This window comes from Candidatus Cyanaurora vandensis, assembly GCF_013285555.1.
Taxonomy (GTDB): Bacteria; Cyanobacteriota; Cyanobacteriia; order Gloeobacterales; family Anthocerotibacteraceae; genus Cyanaurora; species Cyanaurora vandensis.
Genome location: NZ_JAAXLT010000178.1, coordinates 1 through 23,467, shown reverse-complemented (window position 1 = coordinate 23,467; position 23,467 = coordinate 1). Strand labels below are relative to the sequence as shown.

Here is a 23,467-nt window from a genome sequence, read left to right as displayed (position 1 = left end):
ATCTCTTGAGAAGGAGCGGAGCGTATGAATGAGAAAAACGTTAGTCAAACTGGATTCCAGATGTCTAAAATAGCCGTGAAGAGCAAGCCGCAATGAACCCTAACAGTGATCAGCCCAGGTCACTTTTGAGAAACAATTTATTACCAATGAAGCCATGCAACCCGTGGCTGTGATTATCAGTTACCGGGATTGGCAACGCATCGAATCCATTTTGCAAAATTATAGCCAAGAACAAGACGTTGTACACAGCACTAATTTAGCTACTGTTTTAGCTGCCTGTGCTGGCAGCATTAGATTAACAATTGACCCGCTCCAATATCAGCAGCAAGAAAGGAGTCCATGGCTCTAGGACTACCAGAGTTTGTCCTTGATACCAACAACAATTGACAAAACTCAAGAATTTAAAGATCTAGTCACTTACGGTAGGAGAAAAGCATGAATAGATGTCTTAACGGACAAATTAAAAGTCAGATTTAGAGAATAGCCACTAACTTACTTCTAGGGAAGGATACTTGATGGAACCAGCACTGGTTTTTCTGCATTGTTTTGGTGGGTCGGGGCGCAGTTGGAATGGCGTAATTAGTGCGCTTGTGGGGAGGCGTTGTGTTGCACCGGACCTGCGAGGATTTGCAGGAGCGGCGGAATGGGTGGGCGATTACACGCTGGGTCAATTTGTGCAGGACCTCAAGGAATTAGTGGTCAGTCAGAATTTGGGCCGTCATATTGTGGTCGGTCACTCCATGGGCGGCAAGATCGCCCTAGCTTACGCTGCCACCCAGCCCCCGGATCTGCATTCTCTGGTCCTCATTGCCCCTTCACCACCCACGCCTGAACCGATCCCAGCGGCGGAACGCGAACGATTACGAACCACTCATGGTGAACGGGCTGCCGCCTACACAACCATCCAAAAGATTACGTACCAACCCTTACCAATGCCACTCCTAGAACAAGCTATCGAGGATATTTTAAGAAGTTCTCCGGTGGCTTGGCAGGCTTGGTTAGAGCAACTCAGCCGCGAAGATATCAGTGCCACGATGGCTAAAATTACTGTCCCGGCCCTAGTTGTGGTCGGTGAGGCTGACACCACACTGGGCGCAGACCTACAGAACCAAGCTGTCATCCCATACCTTAAAGCTGCCCGTCTAGTCACAGTTCCTAGAGCCGGACATCTCCTGCCCCTAGAAGACCCCCAAGCTCTGGTCAATGCCATAAATATTCAAAACTCCATGTTCTATTTTTCTGACGATTAAATGACAAAAAACTGGGAGCAAGCAAGCTGTTTTACCTCTCGTATCTTGGTCTCCTAGTAGTCTGTTCTCGTCAGATTGTGGGGCAATAGGGTCTTCTTATTTGACTTTCAAGAGTACCTGGAGTTGCTGTTGCGTCTGCTGTAAGGCTGCTAACTGGGTCTCTTGTTGTTGTAGAGCCGATTTTAAAATAGCGATTTCACGCTCCTGTGCTGAGTTCTCGCGCCGCTGTTGGGCCATTTCCTCTTGCTGGATGTTGTTGCGATGATGTTCTTTTTGTAACTCGCTCAATAACAGCGGTGTGAGTAGATGGTAGTAGACGGTGAAAGGCTTACCCTCGTCGTCGTACTGCACTAACTCGGGATATACCTTAGCCACTTCCTCAGCAATTAGACCGTATTGCTGGGGATAAGTACCATCCTCGGCAGCATCTTTGTACTGAAAAGAGACAGGCCGGAGTTGCATCAACTTATCGCTAACCCCACCCACATCCTTGATCTCACGCTTGAAACGACGCGCCGAAATGAGGGTACCAAGTTGACCCGCCGTATTGACGAAAACCTGAACGCCCTTACTAGCCGTTGCGCCGGAAATGCCGGCAATGAAAGTTTTAGTTTGGGTCCCAGATTTACCGAGTCGGATCGTTCGAGACTCCGTAGCAGCCCCGAGATTACCGATCACAATATTATTATTCCCCGTGCGATTATTGAAGCCCGCCTGATATCCCAGCGCAATGTTATGGGAGCCGGTGGTATTGGCGTTGAGGGCTTCGACTCCGTTCGCGGTATTGTGGGAGCCAGTGGTGTTGGTGTAGAGCGTATTACTACCCGTTGCGGTATTGTTATTGCCGGTCGTGTTAGCTAGGAGCGCATAGGCTCCCTGGGCGGTGTTGGCGTAACCCCTGGTATTGCGACGGAGAGTATAGGCACCACTCGCTAGGTTCAAGTAACCGGAAATGTTGTCGGAAAGAGCATAGGCTCCCTGGGCAGTGTTGTCTCGGCCCGTGGTGTTGCGATGGAGGGCCTGGAAACCGAACGCTGAATTGCCAAAACCCACTGTGTTCGATTCGAGTCCGCCATCTCCATAGATAGTATTAGTTTGCTGTGCCTCTACGGTCATTGGCATAGCGAGTAGCGTTGAGACAGCCGTGCCAAGCAAGAGGCAGCGTATTTTATCAGACATGGGTTGAGCCTTGGCGGGTTTACGTAACCTCAAAAGAGGTTAATTGCACACTACCACGCCACTCTTTTACCAGCGGTCAATAAAAATGAACGGCGGGAGTACATCACGCTCTCAATGTGGTCTGGAATAACGCAACAAAGCTGTTTGGACCAGAGTTAACAAGCCTGCCCAATCCCCAGCCTCCGGTTGACGAAAGAGACGAGCCGTGGGGTACCAGGGGCTATCTGCGCGGTCCAGTAACCATCGCCATTCCGCCACGGCGGGTAATAAAACCCAGGTTGGTTTACCCAAAGCCCCCGCGAGATGGGTCACCGAAGTATCCACCGTAACCACTAGGTCCACTTGGGCAATCGCCCAAGCCGTATCATTAAAATCCCGGCAATGGGAACCCACATCCACCAGTTGTCCCGCAAAAGGAGCCAACTCCGTCACCTGGGGACCCTGGTACAACGAGAAAAAAGATACCCCCGCCGTCGTCAAAAGTGCGGTGAAATGATGGAGCGGGCAGTACCGCTGATATTTAGAAGGATGGTCCAATCCCGGAGCCCAGACGATACCTACCCTTAACCCCACCGCCGTCATCAAGGCCGTCTGTACCGCCAAGGGCAAGTTACAATCCGCCGGGGCAAAAAGATAAGGGACCTGATGGGGGATGGTGGCGAGGTCCGTCTGGAAGACGTGGGGTAAACTCATCAAGGGTAGTTGTAGGTCAAAGGGCGGTAAAGTCTCACCCGTCGCCACGAGGTGGTCAATCCCCACACAGGTCGCAAAAAGAGCCTTGAGTGAGGCTGGGCATTCCACCACCACCGTCCCGCCCCTGGCTTTGACTAAGGACGCATAGCGGATGAACTGGAGATTATCTCCCAAGCCCTGCTCGGGATACAGGAAGACCGTCCGCCCCACAAAAGATTCGCCAGTCCATAGGGGTTGGGCATAGGTGCGGGCCGTCCGCGCTAAATAAAGCGTCCCCCAGCGGCATTCATACTCAGCCCAACCCTGCGCAAAATTCCCCAATGAGAGGTACAGGCAGGCGCGGTTGAAGCGCGTCTGGGCATCGTTGGGATTGAGTTCTAGGCTTTTTTGGTAGTGGGCTAAGGCTTCGGTCAGTTGCCCTTTTTCACCGCAGACCATCCCCAAGTTGAGATAGACATCGGCCCCATCCGGCTGGAGTTGACAGGCTTGCTGATAACTCACCCCCGCCTCTGTAAATTTTGCCAGGGCGAATTGAGCATTGCCCAATCCATTGTGGGCCTCAGCCCAAGTCGGGAGTAGGGCACAGGCCTGCTGATAACAAATTTCTGCCCGGTCAGGCTGGGACTGCGCCATCAACACATTCCCTAGACAAAAATGAGCTTGGGCCAATTCCGGCTCGATTACCAAAACCCGTTCGTACTGAGCTTGGGCCGCATCCACCTGACATTGGGCCAGCAGTGCGTGACCGAGATCGTAATGGCATTCACTGTAATTGGTTTTAAGTTGGGTGGCCTTGGTCATCATGGCAATCCCCGTATCGGGCCGGCCTAACTTTTGTAAGACCACGCCCATACGGTGCAGGGCCTCGGGCTGGTCCGGGTCAAGTTGGAGGACTTGATGGTACAAGACCCCAGCTTCTGCGAAACGTTCAGCCCGGAGGTGTTGGTGGGCTAGCTTGAGGAGACCGGGGAGTTCAGGGGCGGACCTAGCTGCGGGTTTGCCGAAGCCCTTGTTTTTTTTCATGGATCTAGTGGCAGCACCATTTTAAGGTTAACGCGCTGGGCTACTCCCTCGGGTATACTAATTCGACTTAGAGGGGAGTTTATGGCCTACGCTGTCACGTTGATTCCTGGGGATGGCATTGGGCCGGAGTTGACCCGCGCCATGGTTACAGTCCTCGAAGCCACCGGGCTCCAATTCGATTGGGACCAGCAAGAAGCCGGGATTGACGCGCTGACCAACTTCGGGACCCCACTCCCTGAAGCGACCTTGGCCTCAGTCCGACGCACCGGGGTGGGGATCAAGGGTCCGACCACAACGCCCGTTGGCATCGGGTTTCGCTCGGTGAACGTGGCTTTGCGCCTGAGTTTGGACCTCTATGCCAACTTGCGCCCCGCCCGGACCATGACCGGGGTCAAGTCCCGCTTTGAGAATATTGATTTGGTTGTGGTGCGCGAGAACACCGAAGACCTCTACTGCGGGATCGAGTTTGAGCGGGGCCAGCCTGAGACCTTGACCGTGATTGAGGCCCTCAACCGCGCCTCTGGTAAACAGATCTCCCCCACCGCTGGGATCAGCATCAAACCCTTCACCCCCGCCGCCTGCGAACGAATTGTCCGTTTTGCCTTTGAATACAGCCGTAAAAATAACCGTAAGAAAGTTACCGCTGTCCACAAAGCCAATATCATGAAGTTCACCGATGGTCTCTACCTGGAAGTCGCCCGTCAAGTGGCCTTGGACTATCCTGATATCGCCTTTGAGGACCGGATTGTGGACAATATGTGTATGCAACTGGTCCAAAAACCCGAACTCTACGATGTGCTAGTCCTGCCTAACCTCTACGGGGACATCATCTCGGACTTGACGGCTGGTTTAATTGGGGGACTCGGTGTGGCTCCAGGTGCGAATTTAGGCGACAACTGTGCCCTGTTTGAAGCCATCCATGGCTCGGCTCCCAAGTACGCGGGTCAAGACAAAGTGAACCCAACTGCTCTAATCCTTACGGGTGCCCTGATGTTACGCCATCTTGGGGAGACTGAGGCCGCCGAGCGCGTAGAAACTGCCGTCGCTGAGGTGATCCGCGAAGGTAAAGCCGTGACCTATGATCTGGCACGCGGTCAATCCGTCGGGACTCAAGCCATGGCTCAAGCTATCGCCCAACGGGTGCAGGGCTAGGGGGTAGAAGACTTGTTCGTGTCCGCTGGCGCGTCGTCGGTCTTCTCGGCCTCCTTGACCCCATCCTTAAAACTCCTGAGAGCCTTGCCGATGGAACTGCCCAACTCCGGCAGTTTCGTCGGTCCGAAAATCAGTAGCGCAACGCCCAGGATAATCAGTATTTCAGTCCCGCCCAGACTAGGCATTGTTCTCTCCAATAACCCATCCATCTTGCCACGGCACCCCCATAGACCCGAGAAATTATTTGTTGCAGAGTAAGCCACTAGGAATAAATGCCTAGTCGCACCTAGTCGCCGTGAAGAATCATGGGGTATCATGAAATTAATCACAAGATTCCGTTGTAAATCTTCAATCGTGCAAGGCGCACCACATGCCCAAAATACTGCTCGTTGACAATGATGCGACAATTCTCGAACTGGTTTCCATCAACCTAGACATGACGGGTTACGAGGTCTGTCGCGCCAACGATGGCGTTAAGGGTCAGGCGATGGCGATGCAGTTGATGCCAGACCTCATCATTTTGGACCTCCTGTTACCCAATGTGGACGGCTTCACGGTGTGCCAGCGGCTGCGCCGTAATGAGCGGACTTCAGAGATTCCCATTTTGATCCTGACTGCGCGTTCAGGGATCAAGGACAAAGTAGACGGTTTCAATGCCGGGGCGGACGATTACCTAACCAAACCCTTCGAGATCGAGGAGTTGTTGGCACGGGTCCGCGCTCTGCTCCGCCGGACGGACCGCATTCCTCCTGCTGCTAAGCATTCTGAGATTCTTTCCTACGGTCCCTTGACGTTGATCCCGGAGCGGTTTGAAGTGGTTTGGTTTGGACAAACCGTTAAGCTGACGCACCTCGAATTCGAATTACTCCACTGTCTATTGCAACGGCACGGCCAGACCGTGGCCCCCAGCGAAATCCTCAAAGAAGTCTGGGGCTATGACCCGGATGATGATATTGAGACAATCCGCGTCCATATCCGGCACCTCCGCACCAAGCTCGAACCCGATCCGCGCCACCCAGACTATATCCGCACGGTCTACGGCGCGGGCTACTGTCTAGAGTTACCTTCTGCTTTTACCGAAGAGGCCCGTTCCGCTGAGTAGTTCTCGTGCTACTAGGAACCGGGCCAGGGACCAAGGGAACTGGTGCAATAGTAACGGTCTTTCAGTCAAGCAGTCGGGTCGGATATGTTATTGATAGGCCGGTTCAATCCAGAACTCCTGGACTGTCTCTCGGTGGGGGTTGTGATTGCTGACTCCTCGCAAACTGTATCCTTTTCTGGAATCAGACCATGGCGGAGATTACAGGTATCAGTCCCCATCAAGCCGGAGGGGAGCTTATCTTCCATTGGTTCCCTGAATTGGAGACCCTGGCTCTTAATGCACGGGTCTCTTTCTATCGTCGAGAGCAGCGAACAGAACTCAATTTTCAACAGCGCGGGATTGAACTAGGACGGTGGACCTACCAGGAAGCTCCCCAAGACCTAAACGCCCTCCACGCTGATTTTGTGGCGACGGTCTCCCATGAATTGAGAATTCCCCTGACCTCAATTAAGGGCTTTGTGGATACATTATTGCGGTCGCGTCAGCAGTTGAGCGAGGAGCAACAGGTTCATTTCCTCACGATTATCAAAGACCAAGCAGACCGTCTGACCCGGATGGTCGAAGACCTCTTGGTGATGTCCAAGATAGAGTCTGGTCATCTACCGAATCTTGCCGAGGGCGTCTGTATCCGGGAGGTGCTAGAACGGACCCTGGCGGCTTTGGCCCAAAAAGCGGCAAGTCATAAACTGGTCTGTGACCTGGCGGCGGATTTACCGAAGGTCTGGGCTGACCGGGACCGCCTCGAACAGATTTTTGTGAACCTGCTCGATAACGCGCTCAAATATTCTCAGCCGGGGACCACCGTGACGATCCGGGGCTGGGTGGTGGAAGGGGATTTCATTACCCTCTCAGTTCAAGACCAAGGCATCGGAATTGATAGTACGGCTCTAGAACAGATTTTCGAGCGGTTCTGCCATATTGACCAAGAAGATATTGCTAAGACCGCCCCGATTGGCCTGGGACTCTACATTACTAAATCCTTGGTGGAAAGCCTGGGTGGGCGGATTGAGGTGGTAAGTACAGTGGGGCAAGGGACGACCTTCACGGTCTGGCTACCCACCACGCCGCCCTTAGCGCAGAACTTGGACTAGGAAATTTTCACATTCTGTAACCTATAAGAACATTTTTTCGCAAATTGCGCGGGTACGCTCCATCAAAAGGAGTAGATAGACTCCTCATTGGGCCAGGGTTTCAGGAAATTACCTGACAGGAGATCTCCATCCGGGTAAAATATTAGTTACGAAACTTTAACGGTGGGAGCGGTGACGGCATTTGTTCAGTTTCCATTGCAGGAAGCCTACCAATCCTGTCGTCAGGTCATAACCCACTACTCCACTTCGTTCTATTGGGGGACCCGCCTGTTTCCCAATCCCAAGCGGCAGAATATGTGGGCAGTTTATTGCTGGTGTCGTCGCACCGATGAACTGGTAGACAACCAGCCGAACCAACGCGCCACGATGCACTTGTTAGACCAGTGGGAGCACCAACTAGAGAAGACCTTTGCCGGTCACCCCTCTACCCCAGAGGATGCGGCCCTAGCCCACGCCGCGACCCAATATCCGCTGACCCTGGGTCCTTTCAAGGACATGATCCAGGGGATGCGGATGGATTTGACCCAGAGCCGCTATGAGACCTTTGAGGAACTACTTACCTACTGTTATCGGGTAGCGGGGACGGTAGGGTTAATGACCTCCGCCATCATGGGTTTCGTCCCTGGTGAGGAGGGCACTGAGGAAGCAATTGCCCTGGGGATCGCCATGCAGTTGACCAATATCCTGCGCGACGTGGGCGAGGACGCACAACGGGGACGCATTTATATCCCCCGTGAGGACCTAGAGCGGTTCAACTACCGGGAGCGCGACTTATTGCAGGGGATCTTAGATGAGCGTTGGAAGGCCTTGATGCAATTTCAGATCGCCCGTAACCAGGAGTTTTACCGCAAGGCTGAAGGGGGTATCTGTAAACTCCAAGCCGATAGTCGTTGGCCGGTTTGGGCCTCGCTCCTGTTTTACCAAGGCATCTTGGATGTCGTCGAACAAAATGGCTATCAAAATTTCACCCAGCGGGCCTACGTGTCCGATTTACGCAAACTCGCCACGTTGCCCCTAGCCTGGGTCCGCGCCCAACAATGAGATGGCTGGTCCTCCTGGGGTTGCTCACGGGCTGCACGGCTAACCCGGACTCTCTGGCTCAGCGGGTTGCCCAGTTCCCAGATTATCGTCAGCCCGCCTACAGTCTGACTAGCCCTGACCTCTTTTATCCCGACTGGTTTGAAGGCCGTTGGCGGCTGACCTCGGTGCTCGAAGCCGTGGAAGCTCCCCTAGGCGTGGAGTACACCAACCCCACCAATTTTGCCCGGAGCCAAACAGAACGGGGTGAACCCGTGGTTTATTACGTGCGTTTTTACCGTGATGACCAAGGGCGAGTGATTGCGGACCGGGTTTTTAATACGATCTCCGCGATCCAAGCGAGTCAGGGGGCCAAATCAGTTATTGAAGTCCTCCTGGCTGCCGACCAGCCCGACCGTCAAACGATCCGGCTCTCGGGCAACCGCCGGGGGGAACTCTACATCACGCGCCGTCACAGCGAACGCCCTAACCCCCAGGAATTTGCAACCCTAGAATTTTATCGGCAGGTCTTGGGCAGTCTTGGGCGCATTCCCAATACTAAGGATGTTGAGACGACGACCCTGTATCAGCAGTCTACGCAAACAAGAATTACGGCGAGTCAGCTCATTGCGGTATTTCTCGTACCCACGGATGAACGATATTTCAATAGCAATGGACGGGCGGTAACAGCCTATCGCTACCGCCTCCGTCTCGATAAAACAAGTTAGCCTACTTTCACTTGACTGGTATCTACGGCAGTGGCCCCTTTGACCCCACGGGCAATGGTCGTCATCCGGCTGAGGAGTTCTTGATTGGGAACACTACCCTTGAGGACAACGGTGCTCCCAGTCTGGGCAACATAGATGGTTCCCACATCATCTACTTGAGGATCGTAGTCAAAGGCGGCGGCGACGCGCTTAGCTAGCCCACTCTGGTCATATTCGCCATTGAGACCCATGCGCTCGGCGGGGGTATCGGGTTGGGTCGGTTGGGGATTGGTCGCCGTCGGCGCGGCGGGAGTTTCAGACTTCTCTAGACCAAAAAGACGCTGTAGAAAACCCATGGCTGGGACTCCAATACATTTCACTCTCTATCTATTTCACGAATTAGCTCCAGTCCACATCCCTCACGAGAAGGAAGCCAAGCTTTACCAAAAGTTCATCAGATAATTCTCAGCCGACCGCGATACTGATGTTCAGAACATTGCTTCCGGTGGTTCCCCCCTGCTTCGTTGTAGACCACCGGTTTTTCTTTTACATCGTGGGTGTAATGCCTGCTTCAGCTAGGATGCGCGGGATTAGGTCTTCACGACGCACTGCCATCAGATGCACACCCTGACAGAGCTTTTGGGCTTGCTGGACCTGTTCGGCACAAATACGGATACCCTCTTCTAGAGGTTGGGCAGCAGCGGCAAGGCGGTTAATCAGATGGTCGGGGATCTGGACTCCCGGTAGATTGCGGTTGATAAATTGAGCATTTTTGGCAGACTTGAGCAGAAAAACTCCCGCCAGGATTGGTTTACCAGCGGCGTAGCCCATCTGGTCCATGAACCGGGCGAACTGGTCAAAATCCGTAATCATCTGGGTCTGAAAGAACTCTGCCCCCGCCGCTATCTTTCGGCTAAAGCGGCCCTTCAACCCGCTCAGACTCGGACACTGAGGATCTACTGCCGCGCCAGAGAAGAACTGGGTGGGTTGGTTGAGGGCATGACCGCTCCAGTCTTGACCCTGGTTGAGTTGACGGAGGACTTGCAATAGGCGGACGGACTCCAGGTCACAGACAGATTTGGCCTGGGGATGGTCCCCCACCGTCACTGGATCGCCCGTTAAAGCCAAGATGTTATCAATCCCTAGGGCCGCCGCTCCCAACAGGTCCCCTTGGAGCGCGATCTGGTTACGGTCCCGGCACGCCAGTTGACAAATCGGCTCCAGCCCCGCCCGTTGCAACAATAAGCTCGCCACCACCGGGCTCATCCGCATCACAGCCCGGTTAGAGTCGGTGACGTTGACCCCATGCACCCAACCTTTCAAGAGCAGAGCCTTGGCTAAAAAATCATCAATGTTGGGGCCTTTGGGCGGGGTGATCTCGGCGGTGACTAAAAAATCCCCACGGGCACAGTACTCCCGAAACGGCATGGATTCCTTGATAGATGGGTTTAACGTATTCTGGCATCCCCAGGTACCCGCCGTTTTGGCGACGGTCGCGGGAAGGCGAAGCTTTATGATGAGGTAGCACCCTGGAGAAAACCTGTGGCTGAGATGACCGAAGAGATACCCCAGTCCAGCTTTACGGAAATCATTGAGACGGTGATCACGACTTTAAGTGAAGACCCGCACCAACTGGAAATCGAAGCTCCCCAGAAAGCTTGGCGGTTCCACTATGGTACGGCGGAGGTCTCAGTCTATCTGACGGGGCAAACCGTGGATGATGCCCTGATTGTTTGGTCTCCGGTTCTGGCGTTGCCGGTGCGCGATGAAGTGGGATTGATGCGCTATTTACTGGAGAAGAACTGGTGGAGTGAGACGATGGAGGCCAATTTTTGCCTGCGCGACAACCAAGTGATTCTCACCACCAGCCGCACCTTGACGGACCTCGACCCCGGTGAAGTCTCGCGGGCGATCACGATTGTGGCGAGTCTGGCGGATGAATATGACGAGATTTTGGTGGAGAAATTTAACTAGATGTGGCAGGTCTTGCCCTTTACCCAGGGACCAGGGGCAGACCACATGGCCCGCGATGAAGCTCTCCTCACCGCCCACTTACTCGGTCAGGTCCCCTCGACTTTTTATCTATCGCGCTGGGACCCAGCAGCTCTCTCCGTGGGCTATCATCAACGCCATGGTCCCGTCACTGCTATCAGGCGACCCACGGGCGGTCGGGCGGTCTGGCACGGCGGAGATGTCACCTACACTTTAGTTACGTCAGGGTTGGTAGGCTCGGTGCTGGAGACCTATCAACAGTTGTCTCAAGTCTTGGTTCTGGGCCTAGGAACCTTGGGCGTACCGCTCGCCTATGGCGGGTATCGGGGCCAGTACCGCGACCAAGTGAACTGTTTTGCCTTAGAAACGGGGGCGGACCTGTGCTGGCAGGGTCATAAAGTGATCGGCTCTGCCCAACTGCGGCGCGGGGGAGCCATCCTACAACAGGGTTCGATCCTCCTGGAACCGGACTATCCCCAACTGGAGCGACTTTTCCCCGGGGTGCCCCTCAAGGTCCGGGGACTCCACGAGATCCTGGGCCGGGGTGTTGATTTAGCCGAACTAGAGGCGGCAATTCATGGGGGAATCAAGACGGTTTTTGGTTGAGTTCATTCTAACTCTGGTTACTTGCTCTTATTCGTATCAACCATCTATAGTAATCAATCTATTCTAATGCAATGGGTTAATCACCTGCTGCGCTTTTAGTGAGTGACATTTGACGGTTCATGGACAAGCATGAGGAGCCTCCGGTCAGACAGGGGACCCCAAATGCGATTAAGGGACCAATTTGGTATCAAATGGGCTAGAGCGTGTCCGTGTAGGGTGGGGAGCAGATGGGTAGTGACCAAGAGCAACTAGACCGCGCCATTGAACAGAGTCAGGCGTACCTTCTGGGCACTCAGTACCCGGACGGCTATTGGTGGGCGGAGCTAGAGGCCAATGTGACGATGACCGCTGAGACCGTGCTGCTCCACAAAATCTGGGGCACGGATACAACCCGGCCCCTCGCCAAGGCCGAGACCTTCCTCCGTCAAGAGCAACGGGCTCATGGGGGTTGGGAACTTTTTTATGGGGACGGCGGGGACTTGAGCACTTCGATTGAGGCTTATCTGGGCTTGCGTCTGTTGGGAGTGGCAGCGACGGACCCCGCCCCCGGATGAAGGCACGGGCTTGGACGAGGGCGGGGCGGGATTGGGCAGGCCCGTGTTTTTACGAAACTCCATTTGGCTCTGGTGGGGTGTTATGACTGGGCGAGTCTGCCTTCGCTACCGCCCTGGGTGATGCTCCTCCCCGTCAGTGCGCCCTTTAGCCTCTATGAATTGTCCAGTTGGGCCAGAGGGAGTACGGTGCCGCTGTTGATTGTCCTGGACCAAAAACCCGTCTTCAAGACAGACCCGGTGGTGAGTCTGGCGGAACTCTATTGCGCTGACACACCGTCCCCGATGGTCTCAGATGGCCTAGACCAATTCTTCTTAGCCCTCGACAGCGGGTTTAAGTGGGCGGAACAGTGGGACCTCGTGCCCCTGCGTCAAGCGGGACTCCAGGCAGCAGAGCGGTGGATTCTAGAACGACAGGAAGCGACGGGGGACTGGGCGGGGATTATCCCGGCGATGATCAATTCACTCTTGGCCCTGCGGACCTTGAATTACGCCGCCAGTGACCCCGTGGTGGACCGGGGTTTACAAGCATTGGACCGTTTCACGATTGAGACGGCGACCACCTACCGGGTCCAGCCCTGTGTTTCGCCCGTCTGGGATACGGCTCTAACCATCCGGGCCTTGGTGGATTCTGGGCTACCCCCAGACCATCCGCAGTTGGTGAAGGCGGGGGAATGGCTCCTGACCAAGCAGATCCTCGACTACGGCGACTGGTCCTTCAAAAACCCCCAGGGCCGTCCGGGGGGCTGGGCCTTCGAGTTCGAGAACCGTTTCTACCCCGATGTGGATGATACCGCTGTGGTAGTAATGGCCCTCGCCGCCCTCAAGCTCCCGGATGAGAGCCGTAAACAAGCCGCAATCCGACGGGCGGTGGACTGGGTGGCCTCCATGCAGTGCCGAGCGGGGGGTTGGGCGGCCTTTGACCGCGATAATGACCAAGACTGGCTCAACTGTCTGCCCTACGCCGACCTCAAGGCGATGATTGACCCCAATACCAGCGATGTCACGGCGCGGGTCCTCGAGATGTACGGTCGGCTGAGCGATGCCCGGTCTCACGAAATCGCCCTGGCCTATCTGAAACAGGAACAAGAGACGGAAGGCTGCTGGTTCGGGCGGTGGGGCGTGAACTATATCTATGGCACCAGCGGGGTCCTCACCGCCTTGGCCCTAGTTGCCCCCACCGAACAGACCGTGATCGCACGGGGTGCCCGTTGGTTGCGGGACTGCCAAAACCCCGACGGCGGTTGGGGCGAGACCTGCCAGAGCTACCGCGACCCCAGCCAAAAGGGCCAGGGACCCAGTACAGCCTCTCAGACGGCTTGGGCGGTGATTGGACTGCTGGCGGCGGGTACCAGAGAAGCCTGTACAGAACAGGGCGTGGCCTACTTACTCAAAACCCAAGGTCCTGACGGGCGTTGGGAGGAGGCTCAGTTCACAGGGACGGGGTTTCCGGGGCATTTTTATCTGAAGTACCATCTCTACCCGCAATATTTCCCCTTGACCGCCCTCAGCCGTTATCGTGTGCAGTCCGTATTTTGATTAGCGGACCATGGGATAATCCAGATGCGCTACACCAAGTGAGGGAGTGTGGTTTATGGCACTAGCCGTAGCAGCGACGGAGCGTGAAAAACAGGCCGTCCAAGTCTGTCGAGAAATTTTACCTGAGGTCTCGCGGACGTTTGCCCTCAGTATTCGTTTTTTACCCGGCGGTCTGGGGCAGTCGGTCCTCTGTGCTTACTTACTCTGTCGCATTGCCGACACGATTGAGGATGACCCCGTTGCGCCCCCGGCCCAAAAAATCGCCTTACTCGACGATTTTATGAAGTGTTTCACGGACCCCCTTTTAGCCAACGACTTACCCAAGATTGCCCAAGGGGTGCAGGGCGAGGCTGCCCATCTGCGGCTGATTAGCTATGGGGACTTGGTTTTTACCCTCTTTCGTTCCCTCTCGCCCCGGACGCAAGCCACCGTACGCCAGTGGGTCGGGGAGATGGTTTCCGGGATGCAACATTTTGTCGGGTTGTATCCCCGGGGCATTCGGATTCAAACGATTTCGGAATATAAGAAGTATTGTTATTACGTTGCCGGGACCGTGGGCCACCTATTGACGGACCTCTGGTATGAATATTCCGGTTACATTCACCCAGCTAAGTACAATACTTTACTAACGCGGTGTGAGGCTTTCGGTCAGGCCCTCCAGACCGTCAATATTCTCAAGGATATCGCCTGGGATGCTGAGCATGAGAACTCGATCTATGTCCCGGCCCAAGCTCTCCAAGCCGTAGGCAGTAGTCACCAGCATCTACTCGACCCCGCCCTACTTAAGCAAAACCGCGCCGCCCTGGGTTCCTTGATGGAGCTAGCCCAGCAGGACTTAGATGATGCCTTGGCCTACTTACTTTCCGTCCCGAACTTCGCTATCTCCATCCGTTTATTCTGTATTTTGCCGCTACTTTTTGCCTATGCCACGCTCCGAGAACTAGACCGCTCCGTGGCGATGCTCCAACCGGGCGGCTCGGTTAAAATCTCGCGTCGTGAAGTCAAGTCTTTGATTCTCGCGGGTTGTGTGGTTGTGATGAGTAATCATGGCGTGCAATGGCTCGTTACCCAGGTCCGCCGGGGTCCTTTTATCTGGGGTCTAAGTAAATTGTCTTGAAAACCTGAAGAGATTTTTAACACCACAGCTTCATGAAGTTTTCATGAAGGGGCTGTTATCTAAGGGGGGGACTAGGGGGAATACTCTATAGACTAGGAGGCACTGGACGAACCGGTGCTGCGTGGATGTCATCGGGAGGGTTTCGATGCAAGGTAAGCTCCAGGAGACAGATATCAAGAGCCTTTTGCAGTTGGCTGAACTGCAAAAACGTACCGGTCAGCTTTTTCTGGATGTGGGCGCGGGTCGGCTGTGGTCCGTATTTTTTGCCCAGGGTCGTCTGCTCTATGCCACCGATGATCGTGAGGGCGCAATCCGATTGAGCGACAATCTGGGGCGGCTGGGTATTGGGATTTGTCCGGTCCCGACGGTGGTGGAAACTGCGCCGGAATATGCCCTCTTGACCCAACTCATTGAGACTCAGCAGTTGACCCCGGTCCAGGCAACCCAGGTCATCCGGGTCCTCGTTGAGGAGGTGTTGTTTGATCTGTTGGGGTTTACCCAGGGGAGTTTTTACCTGGAGTCCACCGCGCCCCTAGCTCCCCAGTGGGCCGAACTGGAGATTACCCCCTTAGTCCGCTTGGTCACTGCCCGTCGCGCTGAGTGGGAAAAACTCGCTCCCGCGATCACTTCACCCCTAGAGAAGCCCGTTATCCAGTCCAAAGAGCGGCTTCAACAACAACTGCCCGCTGCCGCTTTCACCAAATTGGTGGAATGGGTCAACGGGGAGAACCATCTACAACGGGTGGCCCGGTTGTTGGGACGCGATGTCCTGACGCTGGCCCGCGCCCTTGAGCCCTACATCAAAGAGGGCATTATCACCCTCAAAGCCCCGCCTGTCGTGGCTCCCCGCCGGGTCCGCGCCAACACCGCCCGGACTCGTAAAGTGGTTTGTATTGATGACAGTATCTCGATTCAAAAGAGTGTGGAATTATTTTTGCAGGGCCGGGGCTACGAAGTCCAGACCATCGGCAATCCCACCGAGGCCCTGAGCGATCTATTTAAGAGTAAACCCGACCTAATTCTGCTCGATATTGCCATGCCCCGCCTGGATGGCTATGAGTTGTGCGCCATGATCCGCAAATCTACGGCCTTCGGGACCACCCCCATCGTTATGCTCACGGGCAAAGATGGGTACATTGACCGAGTACGCGCCCGGATTGCGGGGGCGACGGAGTACCTGACGAAACCCTTCGGCGAACAGGAACTCCTTGGCATTGTCGAGAAATATTTCGGTCCCGATCCCCTCCCGTCCCTCCATGAGGTCAGCTAGTGAGCAAAGTTCTCGTCGTTGAAGATAATCTGAGCCAGCGCGAGATGATCGCCTCGCTGCTGCGTGAGAGTGGGATTGAGGTGATGGCGGCCCAGGATGGGGTGGAGGCGTTGGACCAGATCCAGCGGCTCAGCCCTGACCTCGTGGTGCTAGACATCATCATGCCCCGGATGAATGGTTATGAGGTGTGCCGCCGCATCAAATCGAACCCCCAGACCCAAAAAGTCCCAGTGATTATGTGTACCTCCAAGGCCGAAGAATTTGACCGCTACTGGGGCATTAAGCAGGGGGCTGATGCCTACATCTCTAAGCCCTTTGTGCCGCAGGAGTTCATCGGGATGGTCCGTCAATTCTTAAAACTATAGGAAGCAACGATGGACCTCCAGACCACCGACAACGCCCTCCAGACCCCCCAGGGAGACCTTTATTTAAAATTTGACCTAGGGACGGCTCAACAGTTGGCCTTCCCCGCGATTGGGGTCCTAGAGGTGGTGGAGCTGGCCCACGAGAATGTCACCCCGATGCCCAATGTCAACCCGCTCCTCCTCGGTACCTGCAACCTGCGCGGCGAGATTCTCTGGTTAGTGGACTTGAGCTTGTTGTTTCGTAACAGTTTAATCACCACAACGACAGGTCAGTACGCGGTGATTGTGGTCCAAGACGAAGATGCAGCAGTGGGTCTGGTGGTGGAGCGCATCCGGGGGATGGCTTGGCTTGACAGTCAACAAATCCAAAAATCACCCCCTTCCCAAGAACGACTGCAAAGTTTTGTACGGGGGAGCTTCATCACGCCCGGTGATGAAAACCAAGTTTTATTATTGGACCCCGAGGCCCTGGTCCAAACCCGCCCCTGGACTGAGTAACCGTTTATAAGAGGTAAGCCATGGTTTCCGCAACCGATTATCAAAGAGCCGTCGAGGCCTTTGCCCAGGAGCAGTACGAGGAGGCGGCCCGACTCTTTAGTAAGCTGGTGCAGGGCCGCCCCGAGGACCCCAACTTGCGCCTGTGGCTTGCCTCCGCCCAACAACAGATTGGTCAGGCCCAAGAAGCCCGCACTCAGTATCAGCAGGTGTTGGGGCTGACCAGCGATCCCGAAGTCCTCCAGACCGCCCAAAAAGCTCTCCAACGCTTAGACCTAGAGACCTACGACGAGGTTAAAGCTCCGGTCCTGCCGGACCCCTTTGATGACCTCATGCTGCCCGAGACCCCGGCGATGTTCACGATGGCGGCCCCAGGGATGGTCAATCTGTCCAACGATTTCACGATGAGCAGTCCTAGCAGCGAGATGGTCGGGGAAGGCCCCACCACTCTCAACGTCGAGGAGGTCAACCAGACGGTCCAGCAGGTCCGTGCCAAGTTCCCAGTCTTGGCCTTGCCCCTAGTCGGGATTACGGCGGTGGGGGGATTGGCGGGACATTTCCTGGGGGGGGATAACCTGACCCTTTATCTGGGTTTGCAGGGCGGGGCGGCGGTGGCAGCCGGGGTCCTCGCCTTAGTGTTCGCGCCCCAGACCAGTGCGCCGGTCCAAGAGTTAGTCGAACAAATTAAAGTCTTCCTGGGAGCTCGTGAACTTGAGACCCTCAAGCAACGCCAGGAAAAAGAAGACCTCCAACGTCAGGTAATTAAGCTTTTGGACGAAGTAGAGGGCGCGGCACGGGGGGACCTGACCGTCCAGGCCGAAGTGACCGCCGACATCATGGGGGCGGTCGCCGACTCCTTCAACCTCACCATCCAGAACCTGCGCCAGTTAGTCCAGAAGGTCAAAGACTCCGCCACCAAGGTCAACTCTGCTGCCGTGAGCAATGAATCCTTTGCCCGCTCCCTCTCGGAGGACGCGCTGCGCCAAGCCCAGGAGGTCTCCGATAGTGGGGAGGCCGTCCAGCGCATGACTGCCTCAATTCTCCAAGTTGCCGCGAACGCCCGGAAAGCCGAGAGTGTCGCCCGTCAAGCCTCAATCACGGCTACCCAGGGCGGCGACGCGGTGGACCGGACCTTGGCAGGGATCTTGAGTATCCGCGAGACGGTATCGGAAACCGGGAAAAAAGTAAAACGCCTCGCCGAGTCCACCCAGGAAATCTCCAAGATTGTCGCCTTGATTAACCAGTTGTCCTCCCGGACCAACCTACTCGCCCTCAACTCCAGTATTGAGGCCGTCCGCGCCGGGGAAGCGGGCCGGGGTTTCGCCATCGTGGCTGACGAAGTACGACAGCTAGCGGACCGCGCTGCCAAAGCCACCCGCGAGATTGAACAGATCGTGCTGAATATCCAATCGGAGACCAGCTCGGTCATGGCGGCGATGGAAGAAGGGACCCAGCAGGTCGTCCAAGGGACGGCCTTGGCAGAACAGGCCAAACAATCCCTGGAAGACATCATCCTGGTCTCCCGTCAGATTGATGGGTTGGTTTCCGAGATTGCCGACTCCACCGTGCAACAGGAAGAAACCGCCACCAGCGTTTCTCAAGTCATGCGGACGGTGGAAGGGACGGCCCAGCGCACCTCCAAAGAGTCCCGGCAGGTCTCCGATTCCCTGCAAGCGTTGGTGGCGGTTGCAACGGACCTCCAGGAAGCTACGGACCGTTTCCAAGTCACGATCTAACTACCCCCCAAGGAGCACCATGAATCCAGAAGTCCAACAGCGCGTCCTCGGCTACTTCATTGAGGAGAGCCAAGACCACCTCGCGACCCTGGAACGGGGTCTCTTAGCTCTGGGAACCGATGACCCGACGGAGATCCTGCCGGAGCTTTTCCGGGCGGCCCACTCGATCAAAGGCGGGGCGGCTCTGTTGGGGATCACTTCCCTGCGCCATATTGCCCACGAACTTGAGGACCACTTCCGGGTGATCCAGGAGACCAACCGTCCGGTCGAACAGGAGCTAGAGAGTCGCCTACTTAAAGTAGTAGATATTTTGCAGGGATTGGTCAACACCCTCCAGACCCAGGGTAGCTTGAACGCCGTCCAAGAAGCTGAAGCTGAGACCCAGGCCCAACCTCTGATGCAGCAGTTGGCGGTACAATTGGCGACCCAGGCGGAGCCGAGCCGTCAAGAAGCCAACCAAGCCCGGATTTTGTCCTACTTTATTGAAGAGTCCAATGACCACCTCAAGACTTTAGAACAAGGTTTGATGGCGTGGCGGCAACAGGATAGTTTGGAGTTACTGCAAGAGCTTTTCCGGGCAGCGCACTCGATTAAGGGCGGGGCGGCGATGCTAGGGCTACCCGCTGTGCGCCGGGTGGCCCACGAACTTGAAGATTGTTTCCGCATCGTCGAGGAGCGGGCTTTGGGGGTGGACGAAACCCTGGAAGGGCTCCTACTCCAAGCCCTCGACAGTCTGCGCGACTTGGTGGGCTATCTAGAGACCCAAGGCCGGATCACACCCGAGCAGGACCGAGAAGCCCAGACGCGGTTCCAGCCCATCTTAGAGCAGTTGAACCGTTACTTGGCCCAGGACTACGAAGCTCCATCGGCCCTGGTGGAACTGCTCCCCGCCCGCTCGCTGTCGCGGTTTACCCCCGACCAGCAACGGATTGTCGGTTACTTCATTGAGGAGACCCGCGAACATCTGACTACCCTCGGTGAGGGGCTGCCCCGACTCCATCTGTTCAGTGATGACCCGGAATTCCTACCAGGACTCTATCGCGCTGCCCACTCGGTCAAGGGCGGGGCGGCAATGCTGGGGCTGGAGGGTATCCGTCAAGTCGCCTACCAACTGGAACAGCACCTCAGAACGCTCAATGAAGCGGACCAAATAGTTGCCTTGGCGACCCAACAGCTTTTCATTACAGCCTGTGCCCACCTAGAGGCAATGGTTATTCAATTGGCGGCGGCGAGCTTAACGATAGAAAAAGAGCAGGAACTCCTGGTCCAAGCGGGTCCGGCCCTAGCCCAATTAACTCAGGCCATGGCACCCGCCCAGACGACCGAACCCGCCACCGTTCCCGCCCTCGCCGACTTGGTTCCCGCTCCTGCTCAATCTGAACCACCGCTCTTAACCGAGGAAGTCCGCGAACTCGTCCTCCGTCTCCTCGGTCCCAGTCTCCAACAGGTGCAGGAGTATTTGAATCAGGCCAGTTTCGATGAAGTCCGTGAACCCCTCCTCACCCTGACCCGCGAGTTTTGTGAACTCGGGGAGATCCACGGCCTCAGAAATTGGGTAGACCTCAACCAAACCCTGGCGATGGCTCTGATCTATCACGGGGACGATAGTTGGTCTACCCTCAGCCCTCAAGCTAGTCGTGAGCTAACCACCGCCTACGACTTGTTGACGGAAGGCAAGCACTGGGCCATTCAGGTCTCTGAGTCGCTCCGTAGCCTCGCTGACCCCGCCCGGACCTTACCCCTGGTTGTCCCTGCCTTGGCTGACCTCGTGCCCACAGCCGCCACACTGTCCCCCGAGACCGATATCCTGGCAAACCTGTTCGGGCGCGGTTGGAACGACGAAACGCCCGTCAAGCCTAAAACCACCATCCCCCGCACTAAAGCCACGGGTACCGTCCGGCGCATGATGCGCGTCGAGGTCCGTCACCTGGATGGATTGAGCAACCTCGTCGGGGAACTCATCATCAACCGCAACTCTCTAGAGAGCCAGCAGAACCGTTTACGGCTACTCCTGGAGACCCTGCAACAACGGGTAGGCCAACTCAACCGGATTAGCCAGGAACTCGAAGAATTCTACGACAAATCCATCCAGGGCGTGCGCGGCTACCGAGTGGGCGGGACGATGGCAAGCAGTGGCGGTCGCGCCGGGTTCGATGCCTTGGAGATGGACCAGTACACCCCCTTGCACTCGATCTCCCAAGAAGTGATGGAGTTGATTGTCCGCATTAAAGAAGTCGGCTCGGACATTGAGTTTGTCACCGACCAAGCGGAGGAAGCGACCCGGCAGTTCCGGCAGTTGTCCTCCCAGTTGCAGGAGGGCCTCAACCAGATGCGGATGTTGCCCCTCAGTGAGATTGTGGACCGCCTGCCCCGCGCCGTCCGGGACCTCTCCGTGAGCTTGGGCAAGCAAGTTGACCTAGAGATCCAAGGCCGGGACACGCTAGTTGACAAAGCTATTCTCGAAGAACTCTATGATCCCTTGACTCACTTGACCACCAACGCGCTGATGCACGGGATTGAAGAACCCCAGCAGCGAATCCAGGCGGGCAAACAGACCAAGGGCCGCGTCGAGATCAAAGCCTCTCACCAAGGCAACCAGACGATCATTTCCATTAGTGACGACGGCGAGGGCCTCAAAGCTGCCAAAATCCGTGAAAAAGCCGTCGCTAAGGGCCTCCTGAGTGCCCAGGAAGCCCAGGACCTCAGTGATAACGAAGTTTATCCCCTAGTCTTTTTGCCGGGCTTCAGTACAGCAGAACGTATTACCGAAGTTGCGGGCCGGGGGGTGGGCCTGGATGTAGTGCAAAATCACATCAACCGTCTACGGGGCACCATCCAACTCGACTCTAAACCGGGTGTGGGGACGACTTTCACGATCCGTCTACCTTTGACCTTGAGCATTTCACGGGCGATTATCTGCCGCAATGGACGCACCCCCATCGCCTTCCCCCTCGATGGGATTGAGGACTTAGTGGAGGTCCCAGTTGACAGTATTCAGCCCTCGGGCAACAACCGCACCATACAATGGCGTGAACGGACTTTGCCCTTTTTGGACCTCAATGATGTTTTGGTCTACGGTCGGACTGCTAGCCGTGATCTGAGCGACCCCAGCAAAGAAGTGGCGACCGTAATCTTGCACAGTGGCGATAATTACGTCGCCCTCGGAGTAGATGCTTTTATTGAGGAGCAGGAAGTCGTCATCAAGCAGCTCAAAGGGGCCATCCCCAAACCCCAGGGTATCGCCGGGGTCACGATTCTCGGGAATGGTCAAGTCCTGCCCATTGCCGATGTGGGGGAGCTGATTACCATGACTGTTGGTCAACTCCCGGCCCAACGCGCCCAAATCAAGCTCGCGGTTCCTGACGTGAACCCCACGGGCCAGACAGCGGTACTGATTGTGGACGACTCCATCACGGTGCGCGAACTGCTCTCCATGACCTTTATCAAAGCTGGATACCGGGTGGAACAGGCCCGCGACGGTCAAGAGGCCCTCGATAAGCTCAAGAGTGGTTTCGCCTGTGACTTGGTGTTTTGTGATGTGGAGATGCCGCGCATGGACGGGTTTGAGTTTCTATCCCAACTCCAAAAAGACGGACGGCTCCAGAACCTCCCCGTCGCCATGCTCACCTCGCGCAGTGCCGAGAAACACCGTCAGACCGCCTATCAACTCGGGGCCAAAGGCTACTTCACCAAGCCTTACCTCGAAGATGACCTCCTCCGGGGGGCCGAACAACTGCTCCGCAACAGCCGTCTAGCGGTCAAGGTATGAGCCGCTACGTCCTTTGGGGTTCCTACTGCGAGAACGTCCTAGAGCGGCGCATCCCTTACCGGGAGCCACATCTCGCCCGTCTGAGTCGCCTCAAGGATGAAGGCAAGGTAATTACGATTGGCCCCACTAAGGACTTGACTAAGGTTTTCGGGGTCTACGAAGCTCCCGATGAAGCCAGTGCCCGCCGCTTGGTGGAAGAGGACCCCTACTGGCAGGGCGGTATCTGGACTGAGTACAGCTTGTTGGAGTGGATTCAGGCGTTTTGACGGAAGCCAATATTGCTGTTGGCGGTAGAGCTGTTAAATGTCAACTAGGATGACCACCAAGCGACAATTAGCTTGTCCGGTGTCTTGGTCTAATTGACGCGGCGTCAATTACCTTCCCTGCCTCTCAATCTAAGGAAGGTTACCTTGCTGTTGGGCACTTTTACGCCGGTAGCTCTCGGCCTGAATTTCCAGAATGTGTGCATGATGAACCAACCGGTCTATTGCGGCAACGGTCATCGTGGTGTCGGCAAAGATTTGGTCCCAGTCACTAAAGGGATGATTGGAGGTAATCAACAAGCTCAACCGCTCGTAACGGTGGGCTATCAGCTCAAACAGGACGCTGGTCTCCGCTTCCGTACGCTTGATGTAGCCAATATCGTCTACTACCAGCAAGCTATAGCAAGCCTAAGAGAGACAGAAAAGCTTTTTATACCAATCTAGCTTTGGGAAATTGAACTTACCTACCGTGACACCTATCTCAAAGATGGACTTAACTACTTTAAATGACTTGCATCAATGCCAGCACTGGCGCAGTAAGTTTTTCGCG

General features: G+C 55.7%; 19 protein-coding genes and 4 pseudogenes. 17 read left to right on the top strand and 6 right to left on the bottom strand.

Translation table 11 applies throughout. The annotated features are described in order from the left end of the window. Positions 1-515: 515 nt before the first annotated feature. Positions 516-1,250, top strand: a complete 735-nt coding sequence (locus HFM78_RS12605; RefSeq protein ID WP_287129799.1) for an alpha/beta fold hydrolase — start codon at positions 516-518, stop codon at positions 1,248-1,250. Positions 1,251-1,346: 96 nt separating this feature from the next. On the opposite strand, the gene HFM78_RS12600 is transcribed toward HFM78_RS12605, so the two are convergent. Next, on the bottom strand, positions 1,347-2,429 hold the full coding sequence (locus HFM78_RS12600; RefSeq protein ID WP_287129798.1) for a tail fiber domain-containing protein: 1,083 nt from the start codon (positions 2,427-2,429) through the stop codon (positions 1,347-1,349). 111 nt (positions 2,430-2,540) lie between these two features. Then, on the bottom strand, positions 2,541-4,145 hold the full coding sequence (locus HFM78_RS12595; RefSeq protein WP_287129797.1) for a tetratricopeptide repeat-containing glycosyltransferase family protein: 1,605 nt from the start codon (positions 4,143-4,145) through the stop codon (positions 2,541-2,543). Positions 4,146-4,226: 81 nt separating this feature from the next. Between HFM78_RS12595 and HFM78_RS12590 the strand changes: the two genes are divergently transcribed. Then, positions 4,227-5,297, top strand: coding sequence for an isocitrate/isopropylmalate dehydrogenase family protein (locus HFM78_RS12590; RefSeq protein ID WP_287129796.1), 1,071 nt, complete (start codon positions 4,227-4,229; stop codon positions 5,295-5,297). Here the strand turns inward: HFM78_RS12590 and HFM78_RS12585 are convergent. After that, complete coding sequence (locus HFM78_RS12585) at positions 5,294-5,482, bottom strand: twin-arginine translocase TatA/TatE family subunit (protein WP_287129795.1); 189 nt, start codon at positions 5,480-5,482, stop codon at positions 5,294-5,296. The two genes, HFM78_RS12590 and HFM78_RS12585, sit on opposite strands and share 4 nt — an antisense overlap. A 185-nt stretch (positions 5,483-5,667) precedes the next feature. On the opposite strand from HFM78_RS12585, the gene HFM78_RS12580 reads away from it, so the two are divergent. From HFM78_RS12580 to HFM78_RS12565, 4 genes are all read left to right on the top strand, one after another. Beyond that, positions 5,668-6,399 carry a response regulator transcription factor gene (locus HFM78_RS12580; protein WP_287129794.1) on the top strand — a complete coding sequence of 244 codons (732 nt, stop codon included), beginning with the start codon at positions 5,668-5,670 and terminating at the stop codon, positions 6,397-6,399. Between the two features lie 188 nt (positions 6,400-6,587). Then, positions 6,588-7,490: a cell wall metabolism sensor histidine kinase WalK gene (locus tag HFM78_RS12575; RefSeq protein ID WP_287129793.1), complete on the top strand. Its 903-nt coding sequence runs from the start codon at positions 6,588-6,590 to the stop codon at positions 7,488-7,490. Positions 7,491-7,661: 171 nt separating this feature from the next. Next, entirely contained in the window at positions 7,662-8,531 is an 870-nt protein-coding gene (locus HFM78_RS12570; RefSeq protein ID WP_287129792.1) for a phytoene synthase, read from the top strand. Further along, positions 8,528-9,235, top strand: a complete 708-nt coding sequence (locus HFM78_RS12565) for a DUF6816 family protein (protein WP_287129791.1) — start codon at positions 8,528-8,530, stop codon at positions 9,233-9,235. The genes HFM78_RS12570 and HFM78_RS12565 overlap by 4 nt, the downstream gene beginning before the upstream one ends. On the opposite strand, the gene HFM78_RS12560 is transcribed toward HFM78_RS12565, so the two are convergent. Continuing rightward, positions 9,232-9,570, bottom strand: coding sequence for a BON domain-containing protein (locus tag HFM78_RS12560; protein ID WP_287129790.1), 339 nt, complete (start codon positions 9,568-9,570; stop codon positions 9,232-9,234). The genes HFM78_RS12565 and HFM78_RS12560 overlap by 4 nt on opposite strands. A 190-nt stretch (positions 9,571-9,760) precedes the next feature. Beyond that, on the bottom strand, positions 9,761-10,642 hold the full coding sequence (locus HFM78_RS12555; protein ID WP_287129789.1) for a methylenetetrahydrofolate reductase: 882 nt from the start codon (positions 10,640-10,642) through the stop codon (positions 9,761-9,763). 123 nt (positions 10,643-10,765) lie between these two features. On the opposite strand from HFM78_RS12555, the gene HFM78_RS12550 reads away from it, so the two are divergent. The 11 genes and pseudogenes from HFM78_RS12550 to HFM78_RS12505 all read left to right on the top strand — a co-directional run bounded on the left by HFM78_RS12550 (position 10,766) and on the right by HFM78_RS12505 (position 22,920). Next, positions 10,766-11,188: a YbjN domain-containing protein gene (locus HFM78_RS12550; RefSeq protein WP_287129807.1), complete on the top strand. Its 423-nt coding sequence runs from the start codon at positions 10,766-10,768 to the stop codon at positions 11,186-11,188. Further along, positions 11,189-11,812, top strand: coding sequence for a lipoate--protein ligase family protein (locus HFM78_RS12545; RefSeq protein ID WP_287129788.1), 624 nt, complete (start codon positions 11,189-11,191; stop codon positions 11,810-11,812). A gap of 227 nt (positions 11,813-12,039) precedes the next feature. Beyond that, positions 12,040-13,902, top strand: a pseudogene (gene shc, locus HFM78_RS12540) (squalene--hopene cyclase). 55 nt (positions 13,903-13,957) lie between these two features. Next, positions 13,958-15,019, top strand: coding sequence for a phytoene/squalene synthase family protein (locus tag HFM78_RS12535; protein WP_287129787.1), 1,062 nt, complete (start codon positions 13,958-13,960; stop codon positions 15,017-15,019). Positions 15,020-15,164: 145 nt separating this feature from the next. Continuing rightward, positions 15,165-16,289, top strand: a complete 1,125-nt coding sequence (locus HFM78_RS12530) for a response regulator (RefSeq protein WP_287129786.1) — start codon at positions 15,165-15,167, stop codon at positions 16,287-16,289. Next, the gene (locus HFM78_RS12525; protein ID WP_287129785.1) at positions 16,289-16,654 is read left to right on the top strand and encodes a PleD family two-component system response regulator; all 366 of its coding nucleotides are present in this window, start codon (positions 16,289-16,291) and stop codon (positions 16,652-16,654) included. Before HFM78_RS12530 ends, HFM78_RS12525 begins: the two co-directional genes overlap by 1 nt. Before the next feature lie 9 nt (positions 16,655-16,663). Beyond that, entirely contained in the window at positions 16,664-17,152 is a 489-nt protein-coding gene (locus HFM78_RS12520) for a chemotaxis protein CheW (RefSeq protein WP_287129784.1), read from the top strand. Between the two features lie 20 nt (positions 17,153-17,172). Then, a pseudogene (locus HFM78_RS16385) lies at positions 17,173-17,376 on the top strand (tetratricopeptide repeat protein); the annotation flags it as partial. A gap of 495 nt (positions 17,377-17,871) precedes the next feature. Next, positions 17,872-18,885 (top strand): annotated as a pseudogene (locus HFM78_RS16380) (methyl-accepting chemotaxis protein); the annotation flags it as partial. A 19-nt stretch (positions 18,886-18,904) separates the two neighbouring features. Then, on the top strand, positions 18,905-22,654 hold the full coding sequence (locus HFM78_RS12510) for an Hpt domain-containing protein (protein ID WP_287129782.1): 3,750 nt from the start codon (positions 18,905-18,907) through the stop codon (positions 22,652-22,654). After that, a complete protein-coding gene (locus HFM78_RS12505) occupies positions 22,651-22,920 on the top strand; it encodes a YciI family protein (RefSeq protein WP_287129781.1) in 270 nt (89 codons plus the stop codon). The genes HFM78_RS12510 and HFM78_RS12505 overlap by 4 nt, the downstream gene beginning before the upstream one ends. A gap of 129 nt (positions 22,921-23,049) precedes the next feature. Here HFM78_RS12505 and HFM78_RS12500 read toward each other — a convergent pair. Continuing rightward, positions 23,050-23,319: pseudogene (locus HFM78_RS12500) on the bottom strand (ATP-binding protein); the annotation flags it as partial. Between the last annotated feature and the right edge of the window lie 148 nt (positions 23,320-23,467).